The organism is Pseudomonas sp. MF08817 (assembly GCF_059862705.1).
The window spans coordinates 19,244-43,412 of record NZ_JCBCUY010000043.1 but is presented as its reverse complement, the minus strand read 5'-3'; the positions used below and the strand labels follow the sequence as shown (position 1 = coordinate 43,412).

Genomic DNA, 24,169 nt, shown 5'->3' with positions numbered 1-24,169 from the left:
GACATCACTGTCCAAGTGCTTGTGGAATCAGTGTCCAAGTGGCCGTGGAATGAGTGTCCAAGTCAGCGTGGAGTCGCTGTCCAAGTGTTCGTGGAATGGGTGTCCAAGTGCGCGTGGAATCCCCAACGACGTCACAGTTTCAACAATCAGCTGTCACCGGTAGAGTTTGAAAAGCGTTACGTAGCGAGCCTGGAGAGTGTCTAGAAAACCCGGGGCGATTCACCCTATGACGCGGCCCTTACCCGATTCAGCGTCGAGGTACTTGAACCAATAACGCATACCGGAGGCACAAAGGTTCATTACGGTCGCTTGGCTGACCCCCGACGATTGAATTTCTTGGACGGCCTCGTGTAGCTGACGTGAGAGCAATAGTCTCGTAGCTGGCTCAATCGCTTCCGGTACCGATGCCCACTGCGCGAAGTCGAACACCCTCGTTCCAACGCAAATCGACATGTCACCAGGAGTTTTTTTTGCTGTTTCAATTGAGATGATGTTTTCTGGCTGCATGCCATAGCTTTTTCTGGGTCTAGGCATGTGCATTCCCTAGCAAGTCCAACTCTTCCTGATATGTATTCAGTTCCGAGTTTTCCATGAGATCAAGACAATGAAGATAGATGCTAGTCGTTTGGACGCTGCTGTGGCCCAAGCGATCTCGAACCCATGCAAGTGCTTGCCCCATGGCCGCACGCTTCGACTGGTGGAGTAGTTCAAAAGTAGCAAAGGTATGCCTCAGCATGTGCGGAGTAACCCTGAACATAATCCGAGGTTGCTTCCCAGACCAAAGTCGTCTGTACGCATTGTTCAAGCCTTTTTCACTGAAAGGGTGACCATCTCTGTTTAAGAAGATGGGTTGAATCCCAGAGCGGCTTGCACTGCGACCAAAGTTGGCCCTGAATGCTCCCTCAGCAAAGCTCAGATAATCGAAAAGCTCCCGCATGACGTGCCAACCAATGAAGACTGTCCTAGGTTTTGAATTCTTCAGCAGCATGTCCGATGGGCTGAGATCAACACGAATGCGCTTCCGTACATCGAGCCCTGTCGGGTCAAAAACATACTTAATAGGGAATGTCCTGCATTCTTCATTGCGAAGGCCAGTTTGAAGCATCAGCACCGTCATCAATCGAAGCGTTTTGGTTGTGCATGCCTGAACCAGAAGCTTGGCTTGCTCAAGCGATAGAAGTTTAGGCGGCTCTCGGAAGACCTTGAGCCGAAGGTCGTCGCCATCTGTCATCTTGGCGGCGTGTGCATGCCTCAAAAAGCCCTGATTGTTTCCGGCAACAAATTTCGGTGAGGCATCCCAAGGAACTGAGCTAATGCGGCCTTGTTTATGCGCCCATTGATAGAACCCCATGAGGCATGTCAGCCGCTGGTTCAAAGTGCTCGGTTTTATGGCCCTTAGGCCCGTTGATGGTCTTGTCAGGGAAATTGACCAGTTCCTATACGCGGCAAGATTACTTACGGCGGATCGAGCGTGCCCCGCGACAGGGACATGAGCCCAATCGAGGGCGTTTGCCTCCAGCCATGAGAAATAGTCATACAGTGCTTCGCCGTGATTTCTCCATGTCTTGGGGCTACGCGTCTTGCCTCGTTCCAGCGCCAGATACATGAGGTAATCGTTTGCCGGCTCAACCAACTCCATTTGCCCGTTCAGCAGGAAAGGAATTCCAATATAAGCCTGGGTTAGCAGGACGAAACTGTCATCGGTGAACAGTAGCCTCATGGTTCATACCACTCATTGAGCACTGAGAGATCCTTTCTCTCTAAGCTAATGAATCATGGGCGCTCTGTCTGTAACAGAAATAGGGTTACCCTCCCTGAACAACGCCGCCCGCGCCGCTTCGCCGAACAGGCTGCGGTCGGAGAACACCAGCACGTCCGGGCTGAGGCCGGCCAGGGACTCGACGGAAAACGGCTTGTAGCCCGTGTGGCTGGCCAAGTTGCGCCCGCCCGCGCGCTGCACCACCCAATCGGCGGCGGTGTCCTTGCCCGCCACCAGCGATTTGCCGCCGGCATTGCCGATCACCACCAGCACCCCCGGGGCCTGGGCGCGGGTTTGCGCCTCGCGCACCCATACGGCCTGCTGGTCGAGGCGCTGTTGATACGCCGTGAACAGCCGCGCAGCCTCTGCTTCAGCACCAAGTAGCGTGCCCAGGCGTTGCAGGTTGGCCTGCAAGACGGGCAGCTCAGGCTCGGCAGAAAACAACTCGACCTGCACCCCGGCGCTGCGAATTTGCGCCAGCACCGGCGGCGGGCCCATTTCATCGGTGCCCACCAGGATTTGCGGGCGCAGGCTCAAAATGCCCTCGGCCGACAACTGGCGCTGATAGCCAATGCTAGGCAGTGCCTTGAGCGCCTCGGGGTGCTGGCTGGTGGTATCGACCCCGACCAATCTAGACTCCCCGCCCAGGGCACTGACCCACTCGGACAACGCGCCCCCGGCACTGACCCAGCGCTGTGCCACATCGGCCGCGAACGCCGTCGGGTTGAACAGCAGGGCGGCACAGAACGCGACGGTGAGGGTACGCAGGCGCATAGCGGGTTTCCTTTATGGCTAGGCTGGTTGTGTCAGGCCGCGCGGTGGGGGCCTCTATGCAGCGGTGCACGGCTGGCGAAGCCGGCATTTGATAATTGTTTGCATTTGAACGTCAAGCACTGACATTTCCCCTTACCGTGGGATGATCGCCCAGGCCCGCCGCCTGCGGCACTTGAGGAAAGACATGAAGTTTCTATGCAACAGCAGTGAACTGGCCGACGCCGCCAGTCGCGGTTTTGAGGTCGAGGGCCAGAAGCTGCTGGCCGTGCGCCGCGACGGCCAAGTCTATCTCTACCTCAATCGCTGCCCCCACCGCGGCATACCGCTGGAATGGCAACCCGACCGTTTTCTCGACGACAGCGCCAGCCTGATCCAGTGCGCAACCCACGGCGCCTTGTTCCTAATGGAAACCGGCGAGTGCATCGCCGGCCCCTGCGCCGGAAAATCCCTGGCGGCCCTGCCCTGCCGGGAAGACAGCCAAGGCATCTGGGTCGGGCTTTAACGGCCCAACTGCACGGGCAAGCGCCGTTCCACGCGGATCTCCTCGCAGGTCAGGCTCACGCCGTAGGCCAGAACTTCCACGCCTGCCGTAACCGCCTCACGCAACGCGGCCGCGTAGCCCGGGTCGATTTCCTCGGCCGGGCGCACGGCGTCGATGCCGGTGAGGTTGACGCAATACAACTGCACCGCCCGCACGCCGTCACGGGCCAACGCCGCCAGTTCACGCAGGTGCTTGGCGCCGCGTGCCGTTACCGCGTCGGGAAACGCCGCCACTGGCGTGCCATCAAAGCCCAGGGTGACGCTCTTGACCTCAACGAACGCCGCGCCTTGCGGGTAGTCCAGGCGAAAGTCGATGCGGCTGTTTTCCTGGCCGTATGGCACTTCGCGCTTGAGCCCGGTGAACCCGGCAAGTTCGGTGATCTGCCCGGCGCGCAGGGCCTCCTCGATCAAGCCGTTGGCCCGCGCCGTATTCACACAGGCCAGGCGCCCTTGAGGGGTCTGGCTGATTTCCCAAGTGCCGGGCAGTTTGCGCTTGGGGTCGTTGGAACGGCTGAACCAGACCACCCCACCGGGCGCCATGCAATTGAGCATCGAGCCGGTGTTGGGGCAGTGGATGGTCAGCAGTTCGCCTTCCAGGGTTTCGATATCGGCCAGAAAACGCTTGTAGCGGCGCAGCAAGCGGCCCTCTTCCAGGGCAGGAGAAAAGCGCATCAGCCTTGCCAACTGCGCAGGCCGCGGGCAATGCGCTCCACCGCTTCTTGCAAGCGCGGCAGGCTCTGAGTGTAGGCAAACCGCACGTGATGCCCGGCCAGGTGGCGGCCGAAGTCCAGGCCCGGGGTGAAGGCCACGTGCTCGGTTTCCAGGAAGTGCTGGCAGAAGGCGAACCCATCACCGCCGAACTGGCTGATGTCGGCGTATAGGTAGAACGCCCCTTCAGGCTCGACGGCGATGCCGAACCCCAACTCCCGCAGGGCCGGCAGCAGGAAGTCGCGACGCCGGCCGAACTCGGCGCGACGTTCTTCGAGGATGTCCAGGGTCGCAGGCTCGAAACACGCCAGCGCCGCGTACTGGGCCATGCTCGGCGCACTGATGTAGAGGTTCTGCGCGAGTTTCTCCAACTCGCCTACCGCGTCCGGCGGGGCCACCAACCAACCCAGGCGCCACCCGGTCATGCCGAAGTATTTGGAGAAGCTGTTGAGCACAAAGGCGCTGTCGTCCACTTCCAGCACGCTGGCGGCGTCGGTGCCGTAGGTCAGCCCGTGGTAGATCTCATCCACCACCAAATGGCCATTACGCGCCTTGACCGCCGCCGAAAGCCCGGCCAATTCGTCACGGCTGAGCAGGGTCCCGGTGGGGTTGGCGGGCGAGGCCACCAGGGCGCCGACGCTGTCCGCGTCCCAGTGCCGCGCCACCAGTTGCGGGGTGAGCTGATAGCGCACATCCGGCCCCACCGGCACCAGTTGCGCCGCGCCTTCGACCAGGCGCAGGAAGTGGCGGTTGCACGGGTAGCCGGGGTCGGCCAGCAACCAGTGCTTGCCCGGGTCCACCAGCAAGCTACTGGCCAGCAGCAAGGCGCCGGAGCCGCCGGGGGTAATCAGGATGCGCTCGGGGTCGATGCTCAAGCCGTAGCGCTGCTGGTAGAAACCGGCAATCGCGCCGCGCAACTCAGGGATGCCACGGGCCGCGGTGTAGCGGGTCTTGCCGGCGGTCAGGGCAGCCTGGCCGGCCTGGATGATCGGCTCGGCGGTGGTGAAGTCCGGCTCGCCGATTTCCAGGTGGATCACATCGTGGCCGGCGGCTTGCAGCTCATTGGCGCGGGCCAACAGGGCCATGACGTGGAACGGTTCGATCGCGCGGCTGCGCGCACTGTAGGGCTGAGCCATGGGTAGCCATTCCTTCAATGGGAGGCAAAAGAGCCGATTCTACCCAACCCGGGGAACGAGCGAGCGGCTAAAGCGGTCAGAGCCGTCAGCCAGGTCCCGACCAACAACCGGGGCGTACACCCCAGGCTTGACTAAAATCACTAATCACGCAGGCCACCCGACTTACCAGACGCGGCTTTGCAACCTTTTGCATGCAAGGCTGGCCGTACGCTCGACAACCGGGAGTAGCGCGGCCCGATTTGATCTGGTAAGTTCGCCCGCTTGCAGCCGCAGGGCCGGCAGGTGTCGGTGAAGGAACAATCCTGCGCAATGGATTACAAGAGTAGAGGCGGTCCATTCATGCCCACCCAAGCAAAGCAACAGCCAAACCAGTCGATCAGCGGCTTTGAACCCTACAAAGAGGTCAAGGGCGAGGAATACATGGGCAAGCCCATGCGCGATCACTTCACCAAGATCCTGAACAAGTGGAAACAGGACTTGATGCAGGAAGTCGACCGCACTGTTGACCACATGAAAGATGAGGCAGCCAACTTCCCCGACCCGGCCGACCGTGCCAGCCAGGAAGAAGAATTCAGCCTTGAACTGCGTGCCCGCGACCGCGAGCGCAAACTCATCAAGAAAATCGACAAGACCCTGCAACTGATCGAAGACGAAGAATACGGCTGGTGCGAATCCTGCGGCGTCGAGATCGGTATCCGCCGGCTCGAAGCGCGCCCGACCGCCGACATGTGCGTCGACTGCAAGACCCTGGCAGAAATCAAGGAAAAACAGGTCGGCAAGTAGTCGCCGGCTTGTATAAAAGAACGGAGCGTGCGAACGCTCCGTTTTTGTTTGCCCCGCTTTATCGCCCCGCCCGCCGCCCCAGGCAATGCTGTTAAACTCCCGCGCCCCATTCCCCAGCAAGGCGCTTTGCATGTCTTCCTTGAATCAGGCGCTGCGCGCCGCCCTCGATCATCGCCAAGACCTGCTCGCCACCCTGCACGGGCAAGGCACCGATTGCTATCGCCTGTTCCACGGCAGCCAAGAAGGCGCCGGCGGCCTGACCATCGACCGCTACGGCCCGCAACTGCTGGTGCAAAGCTTCCACCAAAGCCTGGAACGCGACGCCTTGCTGCAACTGCATGCCCTGGTCGATGAGCATCTGGGCCTTGCGACCCTGCTCGTCTACAACGACCGCTCCCGGGGCAACTCGCGCATCGACCGCCAAGACAGCATTTACCAGGCGCACGACGCCGCCCTGCAAGACCTGGTCGGCCACGAATGGGGCCTGAACTACCGCGTGCGCGGCCGCCATGCCGGGCAAGACCCGCTGCTGTTTCTCGATCTGCGCAACACCCGCGGCTGGGTCAAGGACCACAGCGCCGGCAAGAGTGTGCTCAACCTGTTCGCCTACACCTGCGGCGTCGGCCTCAGCGCAGCGGCCGGTGGCGCGCGCGAGGTATGCAACCTGGACTTCGCCGAAGGCAACCTGGCCGTGGGCCGGGAAAACGGCCAGCTCAACCCGCACCTGCCGGCCATGGAATTCGTGCAGTCGGACTACTTCCCCGCCATCCGCCAACTCGCCGGGCTGCCCATCAGCCAGCGCCGCGGGCAGAAACTGCCCAGCTACCCACGCCTGGAACAGCGCCAGTACGACCTGGTGCTACTCGACCCACCGGCCTGGGCCAAAAGTGCGTTCGGTACTGTCGATTTGCTGCGCGACTACCAGAGCCTGCTCAAGCCCGCCCTGCTGGCCACCGCCGACAATGGCGTGCTGATCTGCTGCAACAACTTGGCGAAAGTCAGCCTCGACGACTGGCGCGAGCAGGTGCTGCGCTGTGCCGACAAGGCCGGGCGGCCAGTACGCGACTGGCAGGTGATGACGCCGGGGGCGGACTTCCCCTCCCACGACGGGCAGCCGCCCCTCAAGACCCTGATCCTGCAACTCTGAGACAAACTTCAGGCGCCAATAAACACGGCTACTTCGGAACCAGAATGGCGTGCCATACTCCAAGGCACTCCGATTCAGACAGATGACGCCGCACATGCCCAAAGGATTGATTCGCGCTATTGGCGCCCTGTTGACCGCCCTCGCTCTCTACAGCTTGCTGGGCTTCTTGATCCTTCCAGGCATTGCCCTGCGCATCGCCAACCAACAGTTAGCCAACTACGCCACCACCCCCGCCCACATCCAGCGTATCGAACTCAACCCGTTCAGCCTGGAACTGAGCGTCTGGGGCCTGAACATCGGCGAACCGGGCAAGGAGCAAGTGACCTTCGAGCGCCTCTACGCCAACCTGCAATTGGACAGCCTGTGGACCCGTGCCCTGCACCTGGCGGACGTGGAGCTGGACAAGCCCAAGACCCAGATCCTGTTCGGCAAGGACGGCAAGCTCAACCTGCTGGGCCTGTTCAACCTGCCCGCCAGCGAACCCACCCCCGCCGACCCCGAGGCCAAGCCGTTCCCACTGCGCATCGAGCGCATCAAACTGGCCGGCGGCTATGTGCACTTCCAGGACCTGCGCCCCAGCGAGCCGATCGAATTCCTCTACGACAAAATGGACCTGGAGCTGAAAAACCTCAGCACCCTGCCCGACGACAACGCCGACATGACCCTGGTGGCCGCCGGCCCCGAGGGCGGCAAGATCGATTGGACCGGCAACTTCAGCCTGGTGCCGATTGCCTCCGAAGGCACCCTGAAAGTCACCGACGGCAAGATGAAAGTCTGGTGGCCCTACGTGCGTGACGCCGTGCCCCTGGTGCTCGAAGACGGCGTGCTCAACCTCAGCACCCGCTACAAACTCAACCTGAGCCAGCAGACCGAACTGCTGCTCAGCGACGTGGCGGTCAGCGTCGCCCCTTTCGCCATCAAGGCCCCCGACGGCCGCCCACTGGCGCGCCTGGAACGCCTGGACATCAGCGAAACCACGGTCGACCTGGCCAAGCAACAGGTCATCGTCGGCAAGATCCGCAGCCAGAAGCTGGAAACCTGGGCCGCCCGCGAAGCCGATGGCCAACTCGACTGGCAAAAGCTCTTTGCCAGCCAACCGGCCAAGCCGGCGTCCAAAGCGGCCGCCACCGCCCCGGCCACCGCCGACACCCCCAAAGCCGACCAACCGGCGCCGCCCGGCAAGCCTTGGCAAGTGCTGCTCAAGGACGTGCAACTGCGCAACTACCACGTGCACCTGGCCGACCGCCAAGCCAAACCGGCCGTGGCCCTGGAACTGGGCCCGCTGAACCTGGACCTGCAAAACTTCGACAGCCTCAACCAGTCGCCCTTCACCCTCAAGCTCGATACCGGGTTGGGCAAGCAGGGCAAGATCCTGGCCAATGGCGAGGTCAACCTGAACCCGGTCAGCGCCAAGCTCGCGGTGCAAACCAAGGACATCGACCTGCGCGTCGCCCAGTCCTACATCAGCCCCTTCATTCGCCTGGAACTGCGCAGCGGCATGCTCGGCAGCGACCTGGCGGTCAACCTCAAGAGCACCGAACCGCTGGCCCTGAGCATCACCGGCCGCGCCCAGGTCGATCAGTTGCACACCCTCGACACCCTGAAAACCCGCGATTTCCTCAAGTGGCAGCAAGTGGTGGTCGAGGGCCTGGACTACCGCCACGGCGACAGCCTGTCGATCAACCGCATCAACCTCAAGCAGCCCTATGTGCGCTTCATGATTAACGATGATCGCACCACCAACATCGACGACCTGCTGATCCCGCAACCGGCCGACAGCGGCGCGAAAAAAGCCGCCGCCAAACCCGCCGCCAGCCAGGAAAAACCCCTGGGCATCCACATCGGCGGCATCGCCATCAACGACGGTTCGGCCAACTTCGCCGACTTCAGCCTCACGCCCAACTTCGCCACCGCCATCCAGCAGCTCAACGGCCAGATCGGCACCATCGACAGCCGCCAGGCCAAACCGGCCACCGTGGACGTCAAGGGCAAGGTCGACCGCTATGCGCCGGTGACCATCAAGGGCAGCGTCAACCCCTTCGACCCAATGGCCGCACTGGATATCGCCACCAGTTTCAAACGGGTCGAACTGACCACGCTCACGCCCTACTCCGGCAAGTTCGCCGGCTACCGCATCCGCAAGGGCCGCCTCAACCTCGACCTGCACTACCTGATTACCAAGGGCCAGCTCAAGGCCCAGAACAAAGTGGTGGTCGAGCAACTGCAACTGGGCGAAAAGGTCGATAGCCCGGACGCCGTCAGCCTGCCGCTGAAACTGGCGGTGGCGTTGCTCAAGGACGTGGACGGCAAGATCTCCATCGAACTGCCGGTCACGGGCGATCTGAACAACCCGCAGTTCAGCGTGATGCCCATTGTCTGGCAAACCCTGCGCAACCTCATCGTCAAGGCCGCCGCCGCGCCGTTCAAGTTGATCGGCGGGCTCGTCAGCGGTGGCGGGTCGCAGGACCTGGGCACCGTGTCCTTCGCCCCCGGCTCCAGCGAGTTGGGCAGCGACGCCCAAGCCGCCCTCGCCACCCTGGCCAAGGCCCTCAAGGAACGCCCGGCCCTGCGCCTGGAAATCGAAGGCACCAGCGCCGCCAGCAGCGACGGCCCGCTGATTGCCGAGCAACGCCTGGAGCGCGAATACCAGTACACCTACTACAAGATGCTCCAGCGCCGTGGCGACAAAGTGCCGGCCCAGGCTTCGCTGCTGCAAGTGCCGGAAGACGAGAAAGCGCCCCTGCTCGAAGGCATCTACCGCACCCGTCTGAAAACCCAGCCACCGGCCGAATGGGAACAACTGAGCCGCCGCGAGCGCACCGAAAAACTGCATGAGGGCGTCATCAAGTTCTGGAGCGAAAGCGATGTGCTGCTGCGCCAACTCGGCCAGGACCGCGCCAGCAGCATCAAGGACTACCTGGTGGATAAAGGGCAACTGGCCGACGACCGCGTGTACTTCATCGACGCCAACCTGGGCGAGGCCGAAAGTGATGGCCGGGTGATTACCCCGCTGCACCTGGACGCCGAATAGCTTATCGGCGAACACAAAAAATCCGGCCGAGGCCGGATTTTTTGTGGGCGATCACTGCATCCAGGGTGGAGGCGGTTCTTCAGCCTTGCTCGGCGGTGCGTCGTCGGCGGCGCGTACCGCTTGCCGACGCTCCTCGTCGAGGCGCGCGGCCTCGATCTCGCGCATGATCCCGCCCACGTCCGCCAGCTCTTCGGGTTCGTCGAACTCGCCGGTCAGCACACTGGCCGGGTGCAAGGTGCCGGCTTCGTACAACGCCCACATTTCCTTGGCGTACTTGGTCGCCTTCAACTCCGGGGCAAAACGCCCGAAGTAGGACGCCATGTTGCCCACGTCCCGCTCCAACATGCTGAACGCGTGGTTGTTGCCCGCCGCGTCCACCGCTTGCGGCAGGTCGATAATCACCGGCCCGGTGGGCGTAAGCAGCACGTTGAACTCGGAAAGGTCACCGTGCACCAGGCCGGTACAGAGCATCAGCACAATCTGCTGGATCAGAAAGGCGTGGTATTCGCGCGCCTGCTCCGGTTCCAGCACCACGTCGTTCAAGCGCGGGGCCGCATCGCCGTACTCGTCGGCAATCAGCTCCATGAGCAGCACGCCTTCAAGGAAATCGAACGGCTTGGGCACCCGCACGCCCGCGCCGGCGAGGCGGAACAGCGCCGCCACCTCGGCATTCTGCCAGGCGTCCTCGGTCTCTTTGCGACCGAATTTTGAGCCCTTGGCCATCGCCCGCGCCTGGCGGCTGTTGCGCACCTTGCGGCCTTCCTGATACTCGGCCGCCTGGCGGAAACTGCGTTTATTCGCCTCCTTGTAGACCTTTGCGCAACGCAGCTCATTACCGCAGCGCACCACATAAACAGCTGCTTCTTTACCACTCATGAGTGGGCGCAGCACCTCGTCGACCAGACCGTCCTCGATCAGGGGTTCAATGCGTTTTGGAGTCTTCATCAGCTTTTATTGTGGGTCCTTTATTACCAAACACGCGAATGTCACTCGTTATACGGCAATCCTCTCTCCGGTGGGAGAGCCTGCCGACCTATGAACGCAACCGATGCACTCAATGTGCCAGATTATTCGGACAAAACCCGAGGGCCTATGCCGACCGCGAGGAATCATAGCCGACGCGGCAAACCCAGCATGCCGCACACCCAGCACCATTTGCGACAGAATCTGACACAGCAGCGCCAGGTGTCTGAGGATTTTTCCTCAGACACCTCAATTTCCCGCCGCGCCAGCCGAAGCCCTTACAGACAAGGGAGTTTGTCTGCCTCCAACAAAAAACCGTCATCGACCCGGTGACAAAGGCTTTCCCCGCTGCGGGACGAAAGGACTCGACGCACCACACAAGACGTTTACGGCTGCCGTCAATCCGCGATCACTTCGTGGGCCTACAAGAAAAATCTGGAGCGCGGATGAACATCAAACAAAAGCTGACCTGGGCGTTTGCAATCATCGCCTGCTTGCCGGTCGTACTGGTCGCCACCCTGGTGGTGCTGAACTTGCGCAACGATGCCAAAGAGGCCTTTGTCGATAGCAGCGGCCGCGAGATCCGCCAGGTCAGCAACGCCATGCAGATCTTCTTCGACAGCATCAGCCAGAACGTCAACTACCTGGCTTCCCAGCCGCTGATCCGCAACACCGACGACAGCCTCAAGACCTACATGAGCGCCGATGCCGCCCAGGTCCCCCAAGGCGACGTGGACAAGCAGATCTTCCGCCTGCTGGAAAACCTCGGCACCACGCACCCGGCCTACGCCTACGCGATTGTCGGCACCAACGCCGGCGGCTACGTGTCGTGGCCCGATGATGCCACGCTGAGCAACTACGACCCACGCCAACGCCCCTGGTACCAAGCCGCCCAGGCCAACCCCGGCAAGCCGATACGGCCACCGGCCTACTACTGGGCGCAAGACAACGCCACCTACGTCAGCACCGTGCGCACCATCGACAACAAATTGGGCAGTAACGGCGGCGTGGTCAGCATCGACGTGACGCTCAAGCAGCTCACCGAGATCGTCAAGCAGATCAAGCTCGGCGAAAGTGGCTACCTGATGCTCATGGAGAACTCCGGCACCGTCCTGGTGGACCCGGCGCAACCGGAGCACAACTTCAAGGCCCTGGGCAGCCTTGGCGAGGGCTACAGTGACCTGGCCAAAGCCGGCAAGGGCCTGGTGGAAGTCCAGCTCAATGGCGAGCGCTACATGGCCAACGTGTGGCCTTCCGAGCAACTGGGCTGGACCTTTATCGGCCTGATTAAACACAGCGAAGTGATGAGCTCGGCCACCCAGTTGACCTGGTTGATCGCCCTGATCGCCGGGGTGCTGGCGGTGGTGTTCGCCGGGGTCGGTGCCAGTTTCGCCAGCCTGATCGTGCGCCCGATCCGCAGCGTGGCCAGTGGCCTGGAAGGCATCGCCCAGGGCGAAGGCGACCTGACCAAAAGCCTGAACATTCGCGGCAGCGACGAAACCGCGCAACTGGCCAACTGGTTCAACCAGTTCCTGGCGGCGATCCGCAGCCTGATCCAGCACATCGGCCAAGCGGCCGGCAAGATCCTCGACACCTCGCGCAGCTCCACCCAGGTGTCCCACGACATGGCCGAAGCCGCCGGGCGCCAGCGCGAAGCGGTGGACATGGTGTCCACGGCGTTCCACGAAATGGTCGCCACCGCCAACGAAGTCGCGCGCTCGTGCAGCCAGGCCGCCGAATCCGCCGACAGCGGCCAGCGCCAGGCCCGCGAAGGCCAGCAGCAGATTGACGCGGCCGTGCAGAGCGTCGATCAGTTGAGCCAGGAAATCGAACAGTCGGCGCAGTCGATGCAACAACTGGAACGCGACAGCAACGACATCCAGTCGATCCTCGGCACCATCCGCTCCATTGCCGAGCAAACCAACCTGCTGGCCCTCAACGCCGCCATCGAGGCCGCCCGTGCGGGCGAGCAGGGCCGCGGCTTTGCCGTGGTCGCCGACGAAGTGCGCGCCCTGGCCAAGCGCACCGCCGACTCCACGGCGGAGATCGACGGTTTGCTGGGCAACCTGGCCAAACGCACCAGCCAGGTCACCCAGCAAATGCACGCCAGCCTGCAGGTGTCCCAGGAGTCGGTCAGCCGCATCGGCCTGGCGCGCAACAGCTTCGGGCAGATCCGCGAATCGGTGGACGTGATCCGCGACATGAACACCCAGATCGCCACCGCCGCCGAAGAACAGCACCAAGTTGCCGAAGACATCAACCGCCACATCAGCCAGATCCACGGCGATGCGCAACGGGTGGCCGAACTGGCCGACTCCGCGCGCCTCGACTCCCAGAGCCTGGCCGGGCTGTCCCATGAACTCGATGGCTTGGTGCGCCGGTTCAAGACCTGAGGTTCTCCCCTGTGGGAGCGGGCCTGTGTGGGAGCGAGCCCTGCTCGCGATAGGGCCGGCACAGCCTATGGGCAGCCATCGCAAGCAGGGCTCGCTCCCACCCAAGCCCTGCCCACAGCCCGCGTCAGCGCTCGACGATAGCCGTCACGCCTTGCCCGCCCGCCGCGCAGATGGAAATCAGGCCCCGGCCGCTGCCTGCGGCGTCCAGCAGTTTGCCCAGGTTGGCGAGAATGCGCCCGCCCGTGGCGGCAAAGGGGTGGCCTGCGGCCAGGGAGCTGCCCTTGACGTTGAGGCGGCTACGGTCGATGGCGCCCAGCGGTGCGGCCAGGCCGAGGCGGCTCTGGCAGTAGTCGGGGTCTTCCCAGGCCTTGAGGGTGCACAGCACCTGGGCGGCGAAGGCTTCGTGGATTTCGTAGTAGTCAAAATCCTGCAGGCTCAAGCCATTGCGCGCCAACAACCGTGGCACCGCGTACACCGGGGCCATCAAGAGGCCTTCGGCGCCGCCGACGAAATCCACCGCGGCCGCCTCGCCATCGCGCAGGTAGGCCAGAACCGGCAACCCGCGCTCCTTGGCCCAGGCCTCGCTACCGAGCAACACCAGGGACGCGCCGTCCGTCAGGGGCGTGGAGTTGCCTGCCGTCAGGGTGCCCTTGGCGCTGCGCTCGAACGCGGTCTTGAGGCCGGCGAGTTTTTCCAGGGTCAGGTCCGGGCGCACGTTGTTGTCGCGGGTTAGGCCCATGAACGGCGTAAGCAAATCGTCGTGCCAGCCTTCGGCGTAGGCAGCGGCCATGTGCTGATGGCTGAGCAGGGCCAGTTGGTCCTGTTCGGTGCGGGGGATGCTCCAGGCCTGGGCCATCAATTCGCAGTGCTCGCCCATGGACAACCCGGTGCGCGGCTCGCCGTTGCGCGGGAACTGTGGCACCAGGTGCCCGGGGCGCAGTTGCAGGAAGGCCTTGAATTTGTCACCGGTGGTTTTCGCCCGGTTGGCTTGCAGCAGGATGCGGCGCAACCCTTCATTGATGGCGATCGGCGCGTCGGAGGTGGTGTCCACGCCGCCCGCCACGCCGCATTCGATCTGCCCCAGGGCGATTTTGTTGGCCACCAGCAGCGCCGTCTCCAGCCCCGTGCCGCAAGCCATTTGCACGTCATAGGCCGGCGTGGCCGGGGACAGCCGCGAGCCAAGCACACATTCGCGAGTCAGGTTCAGGTCGCGCGAATGCTTGAGCACCGCCCCAGCTACCACCTCGCCCAGGCGCAAGCCGTGCAGGTTGTAGCGCTCGATCAACCCTTCCAGGGCGGCGGTGAGCATCGCCTGATTGCTCGCGGTGGCATAGGCGCCGTTGGAGCGGGCGAACGGAATGCGGTTACCGCCGATAATCGCGACGCGGCGCAATTGAGTCATGGAAAGCTCCCTAGGGTTTGAAAGGCTACAGACCCACAAGCGTAGGCCGTATCCAAGGCGATCGAACGACTGATCGCCATTCATGGTCCACACTTTGAGTCCCCGCCCTTGGAGAGTGTTCCATGTCTGACCGTTATATCGACTTCGCCAACTCGGCCCTCGGCCATCGCCTGGTCGGCGCCCTTGGCCTGCCGTCGCCGGTTCGCCTGGAACGCTGGCAGGCCGGGCGCCTGCGGCCCATCGAAGGCGCATTGCTGCTGGGCGGCGGGCCGCTGGTGACGCCGATCGCAGCCTTTGCCCACAAATTGACCGACGCGGTGTACAGCTACGCCAGCGACGCCGCGCCCGCCCAGGCGTGGATTCCCGGCCACGGCCCGCGCCTCAAGGCCGTGGTGTTCGACGCCAGCGCCCTGACCTCGGTGGAGCAGCTCAAGCAACTGCGCGAGTTCTTCCAGCCGCTGCTGCGCAACCTGGACAACAGCGCCCACCTGGTGCTCCTCGGCCGCGCCCCGCAAAGCCTCGACGAGCCCTTCGCCGCCAGCGCCCAGCGTGCCCTCGAAGGCTTCGCCCGCTCGCTGGCCAAAGAACTGCGCAACGGCGCCACCCTGCAATTGCTCTATGTGGGCGCGGGCGCCGAAAGCCAGCTCGAAGGGGCGCTGCGGTTTTTCCTGTCACCCAAAAGCGCCTACGTCTCGGGCCAGGTTGTGCGCCTACAGGCCTGCGCCACCCAAGTGCAGGACTGGAGCCGCCCGCTGGCCGGGCGCAAGGCGTTGGTCACCGGCGCCGCCCGCGGCATTGGCGCGGCCATCGCCGAAACCCTGGCCCGCGACGGGGCCCACGTGGTGCTGCTGGACGTGCCCCAGGCTCGCGCCGACCTCGATGCCCTCGCCGCACGCCTGGGCGGGCGCAGTGTGGCCCTGGATATTTGCGCGGCGGATGCCGGCGCGCAGTTGATCGAACAACTGCCGGACGGCATCGACATCGTGGTGCACAACGCCGGCATCACCCGCGACAAAACCCTGGCCAATATGACCCCGGAATTTTGGGACGCGGTGTTGGCGGTCAACCTGCAAGCGCCGCAAACCCTCACCCAGGCCCTGCTGGACAGCGGCACCCTGGCGGACAACGGCCGGGTGATCCTGCTGGCCTCAATCAGCGGCATCGCCGGCAACCGCGGGCAAACCAACTACGCGGCGAGCAAGGCCGGGTTGATTGGCCTGGCCGAAGCCTGGGCGCCGTTGCTGCATGGCCGCGGCATCAGCATCAACGCCGTGGCGCCAGGGTTTATCGAAACCCAGATGACCGCCCACATCCCCTTCGCCCTGCGCGAGGCCGGGCGGCGCATGAGTTCCCTGGGCCAGGGCGGGTTGCCCCAGGATGTGGCCGAAGCCGTGGCCTGGCTCGCCCAACCCGGCAGCGGTGCGGTCAGCGGCCAGGCCTTGCGGGTGTGCGGGCAAAGCGTGCTGGGGGCCTGACCATGACTGTTCATTGGCACGACCTCAGCCATCCGCCCGCGTTACCGGGGCTGTATGTGAAAGCCGCACTGCGGCGCAAGGTCCACGGCAGCGACCTGCCGGTCGATGGCCTGCGCTGCGCCGTGCAGGTCGAGCCGCGACGGTTGGCGGCGTATCGCCAGGTCTGTGGCTTTGCCGAAAGTGCGTGGCTGCCGCCGACCTATCCCCATGTGCTGGCCTTCCCCCTGCAAATGCAGTTGCTCACCGCCCAGGACTTCCCCTTCCCGCTGCTGGGGTTGATCCACCTGCACAACCGCATTCGCGTGTTGCGGCCCCTGGGCGGCGTGGCCAGTGCCTGGGTGAGCGTGCACGTGCACAACCTGCAACCCCACGCCAAAGGCGCCGTGTTCGATTTGGTCACCCGCTTGGAAGACAACCTGGGCCTGCTGTGGGAGGCCGAAAGCCGCCTGCTGTGCAAAGGCGTGAAGTTGCCCGGCGAACCCACCGCGCCAGAAGCGCCCGAGCCCCTGGCGCTAACGGCGCTGGAGCACTGGAACGCACCCGCCGATATCGGCCGCCGCTATGCCCGGGTGTCGGGGGACTACAACCCGATCCACCTCAGTGCCTTGAGCGCCAAACTGTTCGGCTTGCCCCAAGCCATCGCCCACGGCTTGTGGAGCAAGGCCCGCACCCTCGCCGCCCTGGGCGAGCGGTTGCCGGCCAGTGGCTACGAGATAAGCGTGAGCTTCAAAAAACCGCTGCGCTTGCCCGGGGCGGTGACGTTGCTGGCCAGTGAACCGGGGCCGCAGGGGGCGTTGTGTTTGGTGGGTGGCGAGATCGAACACATGACCGGGCATTGGCGTGCGCTGACGCCGTAGGTAGCAAGCAGGGGGTCAACCGCGCCGGATCAGGAACACCCCGGCCAAAATCAACACCAACCCGGCGATTTTGAAGGCGCTGATAGGCGCTTCGCGAAACCCTGCCCAGCCGAAGTGATCCAGCGCCAGGGCCATGCCCAACTGCCCGGCCAGCACCAGGGCCATGAACAACATGGCGCCGATACGCGGCCCGGCGAAGGCTGCCGTGGTGATGAAAAACGCGCCCAGCAAACCGCCACTCCAGTGCCACCAGGTCAGGGTTTTCAGCGCCGCCAGGGTCGGCACTTCACGCTGTACCAGCACCAGCAACAACAGCGCCATGGTGCCGACGAAAAACGAGATAAACGCCGCCGCCAACACACTCGATACGTTTTTCGCCAACTGGCCATTGATGCCCGCCTGCAACGGCAGGAACGCACCGGCGACAAAGGGCAGGCACAACAGCCACCAGACAGGGGCAGGCATAAAGCTCTCCAACAGAAAATAAGGTGCGCGGAGTATACGGCAATACCTAGTTACACCTGAGTATTCATTAAGTAAAAGAATAAAGGGCCCGTGATTAACCCTGTGCTGGCGGGGTGTCGCACTGCTTAATTGTATATATATAACTAAAGTTTATTTCTCGTTAGCTTCGCCTCTTACGGCCTGCCATGTCACTGATTAAAAATCATTTTTTATTCCGGATAAAGCCAATGGAACCGGGCCTTGGCGGCCGGGTATATAAGTTATTAATACCAAGTTGAGAATGGCGCCAAACAGCATCTGGGATTGTTATGGGCTCACGGACGAAGGCATCGCCAGCGACAGAACTGGCGAGCCATCGAAAACATCGAGCGTTGTACAGGTGCAAGGAATAAATCCCATGAAAACTCAAATTTCATTGAAAGCATGCACGGCAGTGGCCCTGATCCTGGCCCTTTCCCTGGGCGGTTGCAGCAGCGGCGGTGGCGGCCATAAGAGCCGTTCCAGCAGCTCCACCCCGGACAGCTCCACCGACGCCGGCAATGGCGGCACCGATGACGGCACGGGCGGAACCGGTGGCGGTACGGGCGGTACGGGTGGTGGCACCGGCGGCGGTACTGGCGGTACAGGTGGTGGAACCGGCGGCGGTACGGGCGGCGGCACCACCACCCCACCCCTGGTCACCAGCACCGTGGTCGATCAAGTGGGCGATACCGTCACGGGCGTGGGCGATGGCGTGGGCGCCATCGGCGATGGCTTGGCGGGCACCCCTGTGGTCGGCGGCATCGTGCAAAGCGTCACCCACACCACCGACAATGTGGTCGGCACCGTTGGCGATGGTTTGAGCGGCGGCCTCGGCACCCTGGGCAGCAACCCCAACGCCCTGAGCGACACCACCGCCACCGTCGGCAAAGTGGTCGGCAATGTGGGCGATGGCGTGACGGACCTGAGCGGCAAACTCAACACCGCCACCGGCAGCATTCCCCTGGTGGGCGATATCGTCGCCAAGGTCACCCCAGTGGTGGGCCAGGTCGGGGAGAAAGTCAGCATGCTCGGCGACACCCTGACCCACATCACCAGCGACGGCCCGCTGGGCAAGCTCACCGACGCGGTAGGCAATAAAGTCGCGGTGCCGGTGGTGACCCTGGCAGAAAACGTCATCAGCAAAGCCACCAATGCCACGGGCCTGGCAGCCCCGCTCAATGGCACGGTGAACGGCATGGCGAACGTGGTCGATGGCCTAGGCGACAAAGTGGCCGCCGCCGGCAACGGCAACCCGCTGACCAACACCCTCGGCGGCGCCCTGAGCAACGTCGGCGGCACCCTGGATAAAGCCGGCAACTACGTGGCACCCGCCACCGGTGGCGGCAGCACGCCAGGCCTGGGCGGCACTGGCCTACTGGAAGTGGTGGGCGGCGCAGTGGTCAACGTCACCGGCGGCCTGAATGCCGGCAACACCAACCCACTGGTCAGCGCCACTGCCGTCACCGGTGGCAGCGCCGGCACCCTCGTCGCCGTGACCGGCGGTGCCCTGGGCGGGACTGGCGTGGCCAACACCGCCGCCACCGCGCCCCTGGCCAGCCTCGGCAACGCCATCGGCAGCGGCCTGAACCCGGTCACCACTGCGGTGGCCAGCGCCACCCAACAAGTGACCGCCGCCACGGGCCTGGCCGCCCCGGTCAGCGCCATCACCAGCCAACTGGGCGGTGCGGTCAGCGGGGCCGGCGCAAGCATCGCGGCCAACACGCCTAACCCTGTGGTCAAGGCGGTCGGCGGTGTGGTTACCACCGCTGGCGGCACGGTCTCGGCGGTCAGCACCCTCACGGGCACCGGCAGCACGGGGGGTGCCACTAACGGCGGTTTGGGTGGCCTGCTCAACAACCTCAAGGGCAGCCTGAACCACTAAAAAATGCACCTGGCCGATTCGACGGCCCTTCCTACAGCGCCTACGCTTGGTTGGAGACAGAAGGTTCAGGCGAATCTTCTGTCTTTTTCTTTTTGGAGCATAACGGTCCACTCGGATCGACAGTCCTTTCGCGATGTGGTCTGACCATGGAGTGTCCTATGCGCGCTTTGGCTTCCCTGTTGTTGCTCAGCCTGTGCCCTTACGCCTACGCCGAATCCCTGCCCACCTTCCTCAACAGCAACGAAACCATCCGCAACCTGCCCGCGCCCAACCTGCCCGCCGACGCCTACCGCCCGGTGACGCCGCAGTTGCAGTTACCCACCCCGGCGCCTCAGCCGCAGCAGTTGATGATGGACACCCAGGTCACCATCAAGAAGCTCAACATCGAGGGCGGCACGATCTACCCGCTGGAGGACGTGGCCCAGGCCTACCAGCCGCTGCTGGGCCACGAAGTGACCCTGGCGCAATTGATCGAAGCCACCCGCGCCGTCACGCGCCGCTACCAGGACGATGGCTACTTGCTGTCCTACGCCTTCCTGCCCCAGCAAAGCTTTGATGGCGGCGTGGTGCGCGTGGTGCTGGTGGAGGGCTATATCAAGGACTACCAACTGCAGGGCGACATCGGCCGAGTCTCAGGCTACTTCGAGCAATTGGTGGCCAAGCTCAAGGCCGAACGCCCGCTCACGCGCGCAACGTTCGAGCGCTACACCACGCTGATGAGCCGCATCCCCGGCATCACCGTGCAGGCACAAGTGCCGCCGCCGGGCACCACCGACGGCGCGGCGTACCTGATCGCCCAAGCCAGCCGCAAACCCTTCACCAGCAGCCTCAACACCACCGACGACAACCGCAACGGCCCCCAGGCCCTGCTGGGGCTGACCAGCAATGCCCACACCGCGATGGCCGAGCAGGTCAGCGTCAGCGGCCTGTTCCCACCGGGGGACGACCACGAGCACTACTATCGCCTGGACTACAGCCAGTTCCTCAACGCCGAAGGCACCCAATTGAGCCTGTACGGTTCGCGCTACCGCGCCGACCCAGGCACCCACGTGCAGCTCGCCAATGGCCTGCAACTCAAACCGCACCGCGAAAACGACCGCTACTCCATCGGCCTCACCCACCCCTTCATCGCCTCGCCCACCGAAGTGCTCAACCTCAGCTCGCGCTTCTACGCGGTCAACGACAAGACCCGCTACCAAGTGGTCGGCTACCCGCTGAGCGTGGAAGACAAAACCGACATCCGCGCCATGGCCTTTGAAGGCGACTGGCGCAAAGCCAACGAAACCCAATTGCGCATCCTCAGCGGTGGCGTCTACCAGGGCATCGACAGCCTCGGCGCCAACAGCGACAACCGCGCCTACGACCTGGACTTCATCCGCCTGCGCCTGTCCGGGGTGCAAAGCGACAAGTTCTTCAGCAACTGGCAAGGGGTACTTTCCGCCGCGCTCTACTGGACCCAAGACACCCTGCCCGACAGCGAACGCGCCGTGTTCGGTGGGCAGAACTTCGGCCGTGGCTACCCCGACGACCAAGCCTCCGGCGACAAGGGCTGGGGCGTGGCCTACGAGGTCAACTACAGCCACAACCGCGACAGCACCTGGCTGCGCATCCTGCAACCCTACGTGGTGCTCGACCGCTCCAAGGCCTGGTTCAACGACCTGCCGGTCAAAGGCAACGACCTCTCCTCCGCCGCCATCGGCCTGCGCTTTGGCGACGCCAAGTACTACAACATCGCCCTGGAAGCGGCCAAACCCCTGGCCGACGAAGCCCTCGACACCTTCAACCGCAAGCCGCGCTATAGCCTGAGTTTCAGTTATCAGTTGTAGGGGCCGCTGCACACGGCCCTCAATGGGCGAAAAACCTCTCATACGCCAGCTCCAAACGCTGCAAGAAACCGGGGTCCGGCGCGGTGGATAACCGATGGATCGCCCGGCGGTTCATGTAGTGCCGGGCATGCACCCACGCGCCGAAGGCCGTCTCGATATCCGACTCGGCCATGCTGTCGTGGATGTCGTTGAGAAAGTGCGGGTACAGCGCTTCGATCTCGGCGATTCGGCTGCCGGGGTTGTTCCACAGCCAAAACAACGCCTGGGCCTGCGGGTCGCTGATGAAGATGTCCGGCGCCACTTCGCCGTCGAGTTGGCGCCGCGCTTGCGGCGGGTCGAACTGCGGGCCGGAGCGGGCGTGGCGGTCCATGTAGGCCAACTCGTCGGCCAGTTTCTGGTAGCGGCCAAAGGCTTTGGGGTCCAGCGGTACGCCCAGGCCCCAGCCACGGGTCTTGCGCCCGGCGCTGTGCTGGTGCTGGTCGTACCACATGCGCAGCCAGTGGATGAAGATCACCGTGTGGCCGCTGAGTTCTTCTTCGATGGTTGTCGGCAGTAGGCTGATAAACAAAGGCGCTGCCGGCACCGTGCATTGGTACGCCGAGGCTTGTGCGTTGACGATCTGCGGCTTGAAACGCTCGGTGGCCCGGCCCGACTCAAGCACCAGCGAGGGGATTTCCCGGGTGGTGGCCGCCAGTTGCTTAACGGCGGCGCGGTAGTTGCGCTGGAAGGTGGTGATTTCGGGGGGGATGCGGAAGGTTTTGTATAAATCACCATCAATCTTCGCCAGTTTTTCCAGGCTCGGCATCGGCACTCCCGCCGCGTAGGCGCGGTGATACATCATCTGCAACGGGTACCGCGACACGTTATCCGACACGTTCTCGTCATCCTCATCGGCCCCACCGCCCACATCGACCTGGGCACCGGGGAACAAACGCTCCTGGCGGGGGCCGCGACAGTCCTCGGGGTCGGCGCCGAGCATGCTCAGGGGTTTGTAAAAACGCAGTTCGTGGGCGGCGGCGTAATGCACGCAACGCTCAACCTGGGGCGAGAGGTGCAGTTGCGAAGACACCTGGTTACTCAGCGGCATAAACCCCGTCAGCAGGTTGTCGTCATAGCGGTTGGTCACGCAATCGAACAAGCCCATGAACCGGATGTGCACGGGAATGCCCTGGTAAGCCCCGCCCTCCATGAGGCCTTCCAGCAGGCGTTGGGCAAAGGCCAGGGCCAGGCCACCGCCCATGTCGTAGCCGAAAATCGCCACGTTGATCTTATGGATCGGCAGGCGCTGCTGGGCGCTCATCACTGCCAGTTGAAAGTCGCGCCGAGCGGCGTTGAGGCGCACCTCCACGCCGGTATTGAACAGCGCGGCCCCTAGGGAGCCATCACGCACCCAGCCCCAGGACTCGGCCACAGCCCCTGCCGAAACCTTGGCCCCGGCTTGCCCCGCCGACTGGGCGGCGCGCCAGGGGTGGCGCGTCACCTCCTCCCAATAGTCCTGCCACTCGCGACGCAGGTTGCGCTCGATACGCGCCCATTGTTTACGGGGTTTGGCCACCAGGCGCTTGGCCTGGCGCCCCGCCCTGCCGGCCGCCTCCTTGCCTTGCTCCAAGACCTCTTGCGCCGTCCACATCGCCCGCCGAATCAGGCTGCGATCGCGGATCCCCTGGCTGCGGGCCCAGGCATCTTCCACGGCGGCCTTCGTGCGTTCCCGGGCCTTGTCTTGGGCCATCTCAGGGGTTTTATCGTAAATAGCGTCACCGGCTTTATCGGCGATGGCAGCGGCCAATACTCGGGTTTCAGGGTCGAAGTCGGCGCCGAGGCCGGGGTAGTAATAGGTGTGAATACCCTTTTCTTCGCGCTGATAGGCCGCCTTGTACAACTTAACAATATTTGATGTAGGTCCTACAACCTCCGAAAAACCAAACCCATCAAAGTAAAAACTTAGCCACAAGACCTGCTGACAGATAGGACACAACTCCTCCGACTCGGACTTAACTCTGTCAAAGAAAACATCATCCAAACTTAATTCGATATCATCCATCACTGCACCTCACTCTCAGACGACGGCATTATTTTTGGAGTACGCAAATCATCCACCCACTGCAATTGAGGGCTTCCACTTTTCATAAAATAGATTCGGAAATATCGAGAGCTTGAGGATTCAGGCTGCGGAATAGTGACCCAAGTAGAAAATTCCTCCCTGGGAATTCCCGCCTCAAGCTCCTCTAAGCTTCGTGCAAGACTCCAACTTAAACTGACCTGCCTCCCCGCAATCACACGACACCCACACACATATCCCCCTCCTCCGCCATATATGCCATATCCATCCCTTCCAGATGGATTCCCCCAACAACCAGACTTGCTTTCCTCATCCAGTCGAAAAATATGAAGTTGACGCTCATACTGGTTATATCCAGTAATACAAACCTCCTTCGAGGCAGGTGCAAAAACATCACCGCACCCTGCCAGCAAAGTCAGCAACAGGCCTGCCATCAGTAGTTTTTTATTCATTGTTTATCATCCTTCGATTGGCGGCATGATTCTCGGAGTACGTAAATCGCCCCACCCAAGTAAGCAGCGCAATCGAAACTTCAAACTGTCTTGATATCGTTCAACTAATTCTTGCAGCTTAAACGTGCTGAGCAACAGCCAGGTCAGCCGCAACAAGATTGCACCTATGTAATAACGCTGGGTTTTGCACGCCTGTGGGTGGGCAGGGAGTTGTGCCGCATCGCTGAATACGTTGGGCGAACGCGGGGGGCCGTTTTCGGTTTTTTTTGTGTGGGGAAGCCAGCGCGTCAGTGTGGTTTGCATCGGCAAGCCTTTTGGCAACGGTCAATAGGGCGGCGAAACCCGGTGCAGCAGGCATCCATCAACAGCCCTTCACGCCCGGGGCCCACAAGAACGCAGAGCGTAAAGACTGAACATCCTTGCGTAATGTCGGAGAATTCCCGTTTTCAAGACGGCCACTTCCTGATCCCCCTATTGGGTGCAATGTTCAGTGGGT

General features: G+C 62.9%; 19 protein-coding genes and 2 pseudogenes. 10 read left to right on the top strand and 11 right to left on the bottom strand.

Annotated features, from left to right (window positions below; genetic code table 11):
* Positions 1–219: 219 nt before the first annotated feature.
* The 3 genes and pseudogenes from AC19YR_RS21900 to AC19YR_RS21890 form a co-directional block, all read right to left on the bottom strand.
* The gene (locus AC19YR_RS21900) at positions 220–534 is read right to left on the bottom strand and encodes a hypothetical protein (protein WP_500600113.1); all 315 of its coding nucleotides are present in this window, start codon (positions 532–534) and stop codon (positions 220–222) included.
* Complete coding sequence (locus AC19YR_RS21895; protein WP_077750514.1) at positions 527–1,720, bottom strand: tyrosine-type recombinase/integrase; 1,194 nt, start codon at positions 1,718–1,720, stop codon at positions 527–529. The genes AC19YR_RS21900 and AC19YR_RS21895 overlap by 8 nt, the downstream gene beginning before the upstream one ends.
* Before the next feature lie 78 nt (positions 1,721–1,798).
* Positions 1,799–2,533, bottom strand: a pseudogene (locus tag AC19YR_RS21890) (heme/hemin ABC transporter substrate-binding protein); the annotation flags it as partial.
* Positions 2,534–2,717: 184 nt separating this feature from the next.
* Between AC19YR_RS21890 and AC19YR_RS21885 the strand changes: the two are divergent.
* Positions 2,718–3,035 carry a Rieske (2Fe-2S) protein gene (locus AC19YR_RS21885; RefSeq protein ID WP_095111026.1) on the top strand — a complete coding sequence of 106 codons (318 nt, stop codon included), beginning with the start codon at positions 2,718–2,720 and terminating at the stop codon, positions 3,033–3,035.
* Here the strand turns inward: AC19YR_RS21885 and sfsA are convergent.
* Positions 3,032–3,745, bottom strand: coding sequence for a DNA/RNA nuclease SfsA (sfsA, locus tag AC19YR_RS21880; protein WP_095111027.1), 714 nt, complete (start codon positions 3,743–3,745; stop codon positions 3,032–3,034). The genes AC19YR_RS21885 and sfsA overlap by 4 nt on opposite strands.
* Positions 3,745–4,917 (bottom strand): pyridoxal phosphate-dependent aminotransferase, encoded by a 1,173-nt coding sequence (locus AC19YR_RS21875; protein WP_500600111.1) that lies wholly within the window; start codon positions 4,915–4,917, stop codon positions 3,745–3,747. The genes sfsA and AC19YR_RS21875 overlap by 1 nt, the downstream gene beginning before the upstream one ends.
* 339 nt (positions 4,918–5,256) lie before the next feature.
* Here AC19YR_RS21875 and dksA point away from each other — a divergent pair, with 339 nt between their 5' ends.
* From dksA to AC19YR_RS21860, 3 genes are all read left to right on the top strand, one after another.
* The gene (gene dksA, locus AC19YR_RS21870) at positions 5,257–5,700 is read left to right on the top strand and encodes an RNA polymerase-binding protein DksA (RefSeq protein WP_095111029.1); all 444 of its coding nucleotides are present in this window, start codon (positions 5,257–5,259) and stop codon (positions 5,698–5,700) included.
* 130 nt (positions 5,701–5,830) lie between these two features.
* The gene (locus AC19YR_RS21865; RefSeq protein ID WP_500600110.1) at positions 5,831–6,847 is read left to right on the top strand and encodes a class I SAM-dependent rRNA methyltransferase; all 1,017 of its coding nucleotides are present in this window, start codon (positions 5,831–5,833) and stop codon (positions 6,845–6,847) included.
* Positions 6,848–6,929: 82 nt separating this feature from the next.
* The gene (locus AC19YR_RS21860; protein WP_500600108.1) at positions 6,930–9,878 is read left to right on the top strand and encodes a DUF748 domain-containing protein; all 2,949 of its coding nucleotides are present in this window, start codon (positions 6,930–6,932) and stop codon (positions 9,876–9,878) included.
* 51 nt (positions 9,879–9,929) lie between these two features.
* On the opposite strand, the gene AC19YR_RS21855 is transcribed toward AC19YR_RS21860, so the two are convergent.
* A complete protein-coding gene (locus tag AC19YR_RS21855; RefSeq protein WP_095111032.1) occupies positions 9,930–10,823 on the bottom strand; it encodes a PA4780 family RIO1-like protein kinase in 894 nt (297 codons plus the stop codon).
* Between the two features lie 464 nt (positions 10,824–11,287).
* On the opposite strand from AC19YR_RS21855, the pseudogene AC19YR_RS21850 reads away from it, so the two are divergent.
* Both AC19YR_RS21850 and AC19YR_RS21845 read left to right on the top strand, forming a co-directional pair.
* Positions 11,288–12,376: pseudogene (locus AC19YR_RS21850) on the top strand (cache domain-containing protein); the annotation flags it as partial.
* Positions 12,377–12,466: 90 nt separating this feature from the next.
* Positions 12,467–13,234, top strand: coding sequence for a methyl-accepting chemotaxis protein (locus tag AC19YR_RS21845; protein WP_500600117.1), 768 nt, complete (start codon positions 12,467–12,469; stop codon positions 13,232–13,234).
* A 124-nt stretch (positions 13,235–13,358) separates the two neighbouring features.
* Here the strand turns inward: AC19YR_RS21845 and AC19YR_RS21840 are convergent, their stop codons facing one another.
* Positions 13,359–14,636: an acetyl-CoA C-acetyltransferase gene (locus tag AC19YR_RS21840; protein WP_095111034.1), complete on the bottom strand. Its 1,278-nt coding sequence runs from the start codon at positions 14,634–14,636 to the stop codon at positions 13,359–13,361.
* 122 nt (positions 14,637–14,758) lie between these two features.
* Here AC19YR_RS21840 and AC19YR_RS21835 point away from each other — a divergent pair, with 122 nt between their 5' ends.
* Together AC19YR_RS21835 and AC19YR_RS21830 are read left to right on the top strand one after the other, a co-directional pair.
* Positions 14,759–16,111, top strand: coding sequence for a 3-oxoacyl-ACP reductase (locus tag AC19YR_RS21835; protein WP_500600106.1), 1,353 nt, complete (start codon positions 14,759–14,761; stop codon positions 16,109–16,111).
* Positions 16,112–16,113: 2 nt separating this feature from the next.
* Entirely contained in the window at positions 16,114–16,968 is an 855-nt protein-coding gene (locus AC19YR_RS21830) for a MaoC/PaaZ C-terminal domain-containing protein (protein WP_500600104.1), read from the top strand.
* Positions 16,969–16,983: 15 nt separating this feature from the next.
* Here AC19YR_RS21830 and AC19YR_RS21825 read toward each other — a convergent pair whose 3' ends face one another.
* Positions 16,984–17,433, bottom strand: a complete 450-nt coding sequence (locus tag AC19YR_RS21825) for a DMT family transporter (RefSeq protein ID WP_095111037.1) — start codon at positions 17,431–17,433, stop codon at positions 16,984–16,986.
* 397 nt (positions 17,434–17,830) lie between these two features.
* Here AC19YR_RS21825 and AC19YR_RS21820 point away from each other — a divergent pair, with 397 nt between their 5' ends.
* Entirely contained in the window at positions 17,831–19,336 is a 1,506-nt protein-coding gene (locus AC19YR_RS21820) for a collagen-like triple helix repeat-containing protein (RefSeq protein WP_500600102.1), read from the top strand.
* Between the two features lie 158 nt (positions 19,337–19,494).
* Positions 19,495–21,162, top strand: coding sequence for a ShlB/FhaC/HecB family hemolysin secretion/activation protein (locus tag AC19YR_RS21815; protein ID WP_500600100.1), 1,668 nt, complete (start codon positions 19,495–19,497; stop codon positions 21,160–21,162).
* Positions 21,163–21,181: 19 nt separating this feature from the next.
* Here AC19YR_RS21815 and AC19YR_RS21810 read toward each other — a convergent pair whose 3' ends face one another.
* The 3 genes from AC19YR_RS21810 to AC19YR_RS21800 all read right to left on the bottom strand — a co-directional run bounded on the left by AC19YR_RS21810 (position 21,182) and on the right by AC19YR_RS21800 (position 23,976).
* A complete protein-coding gene (locus tag AC19YR_RS21810; protein ID WP_500600098.1) occupies positions 21,182–23,041 on the bottom strand; it encodes a phospholipase effector Tle1 domain-containing protein in 1,860 nt (619 codons plus the stop codon).
* 161 nt (positions 23,042–23,202) lie between these two features.
* Entirely contained in the window at positions 23,203–23,673 is a 471-nt protein-coding gene (locus tag AC19YR_RS21805; RefSeq protein WP_500600096.1) for a hypothetical protein, read from the bottom strand.
* Positions 23,674–23,679: 6 nt separating this feature from the next.
* Positions 23,680–23,976, bottom strand: coding sequence for a hypothetical protein (locus AC19YR_RS21800; protein WP_141234012.1), 297 nt, complete (start codon positions 23,974–23,976; stop codon positions 23,680–23,682).
* Between the last annotated feature and the right edge of the window lie 193 nt (positions 23,977–24,169).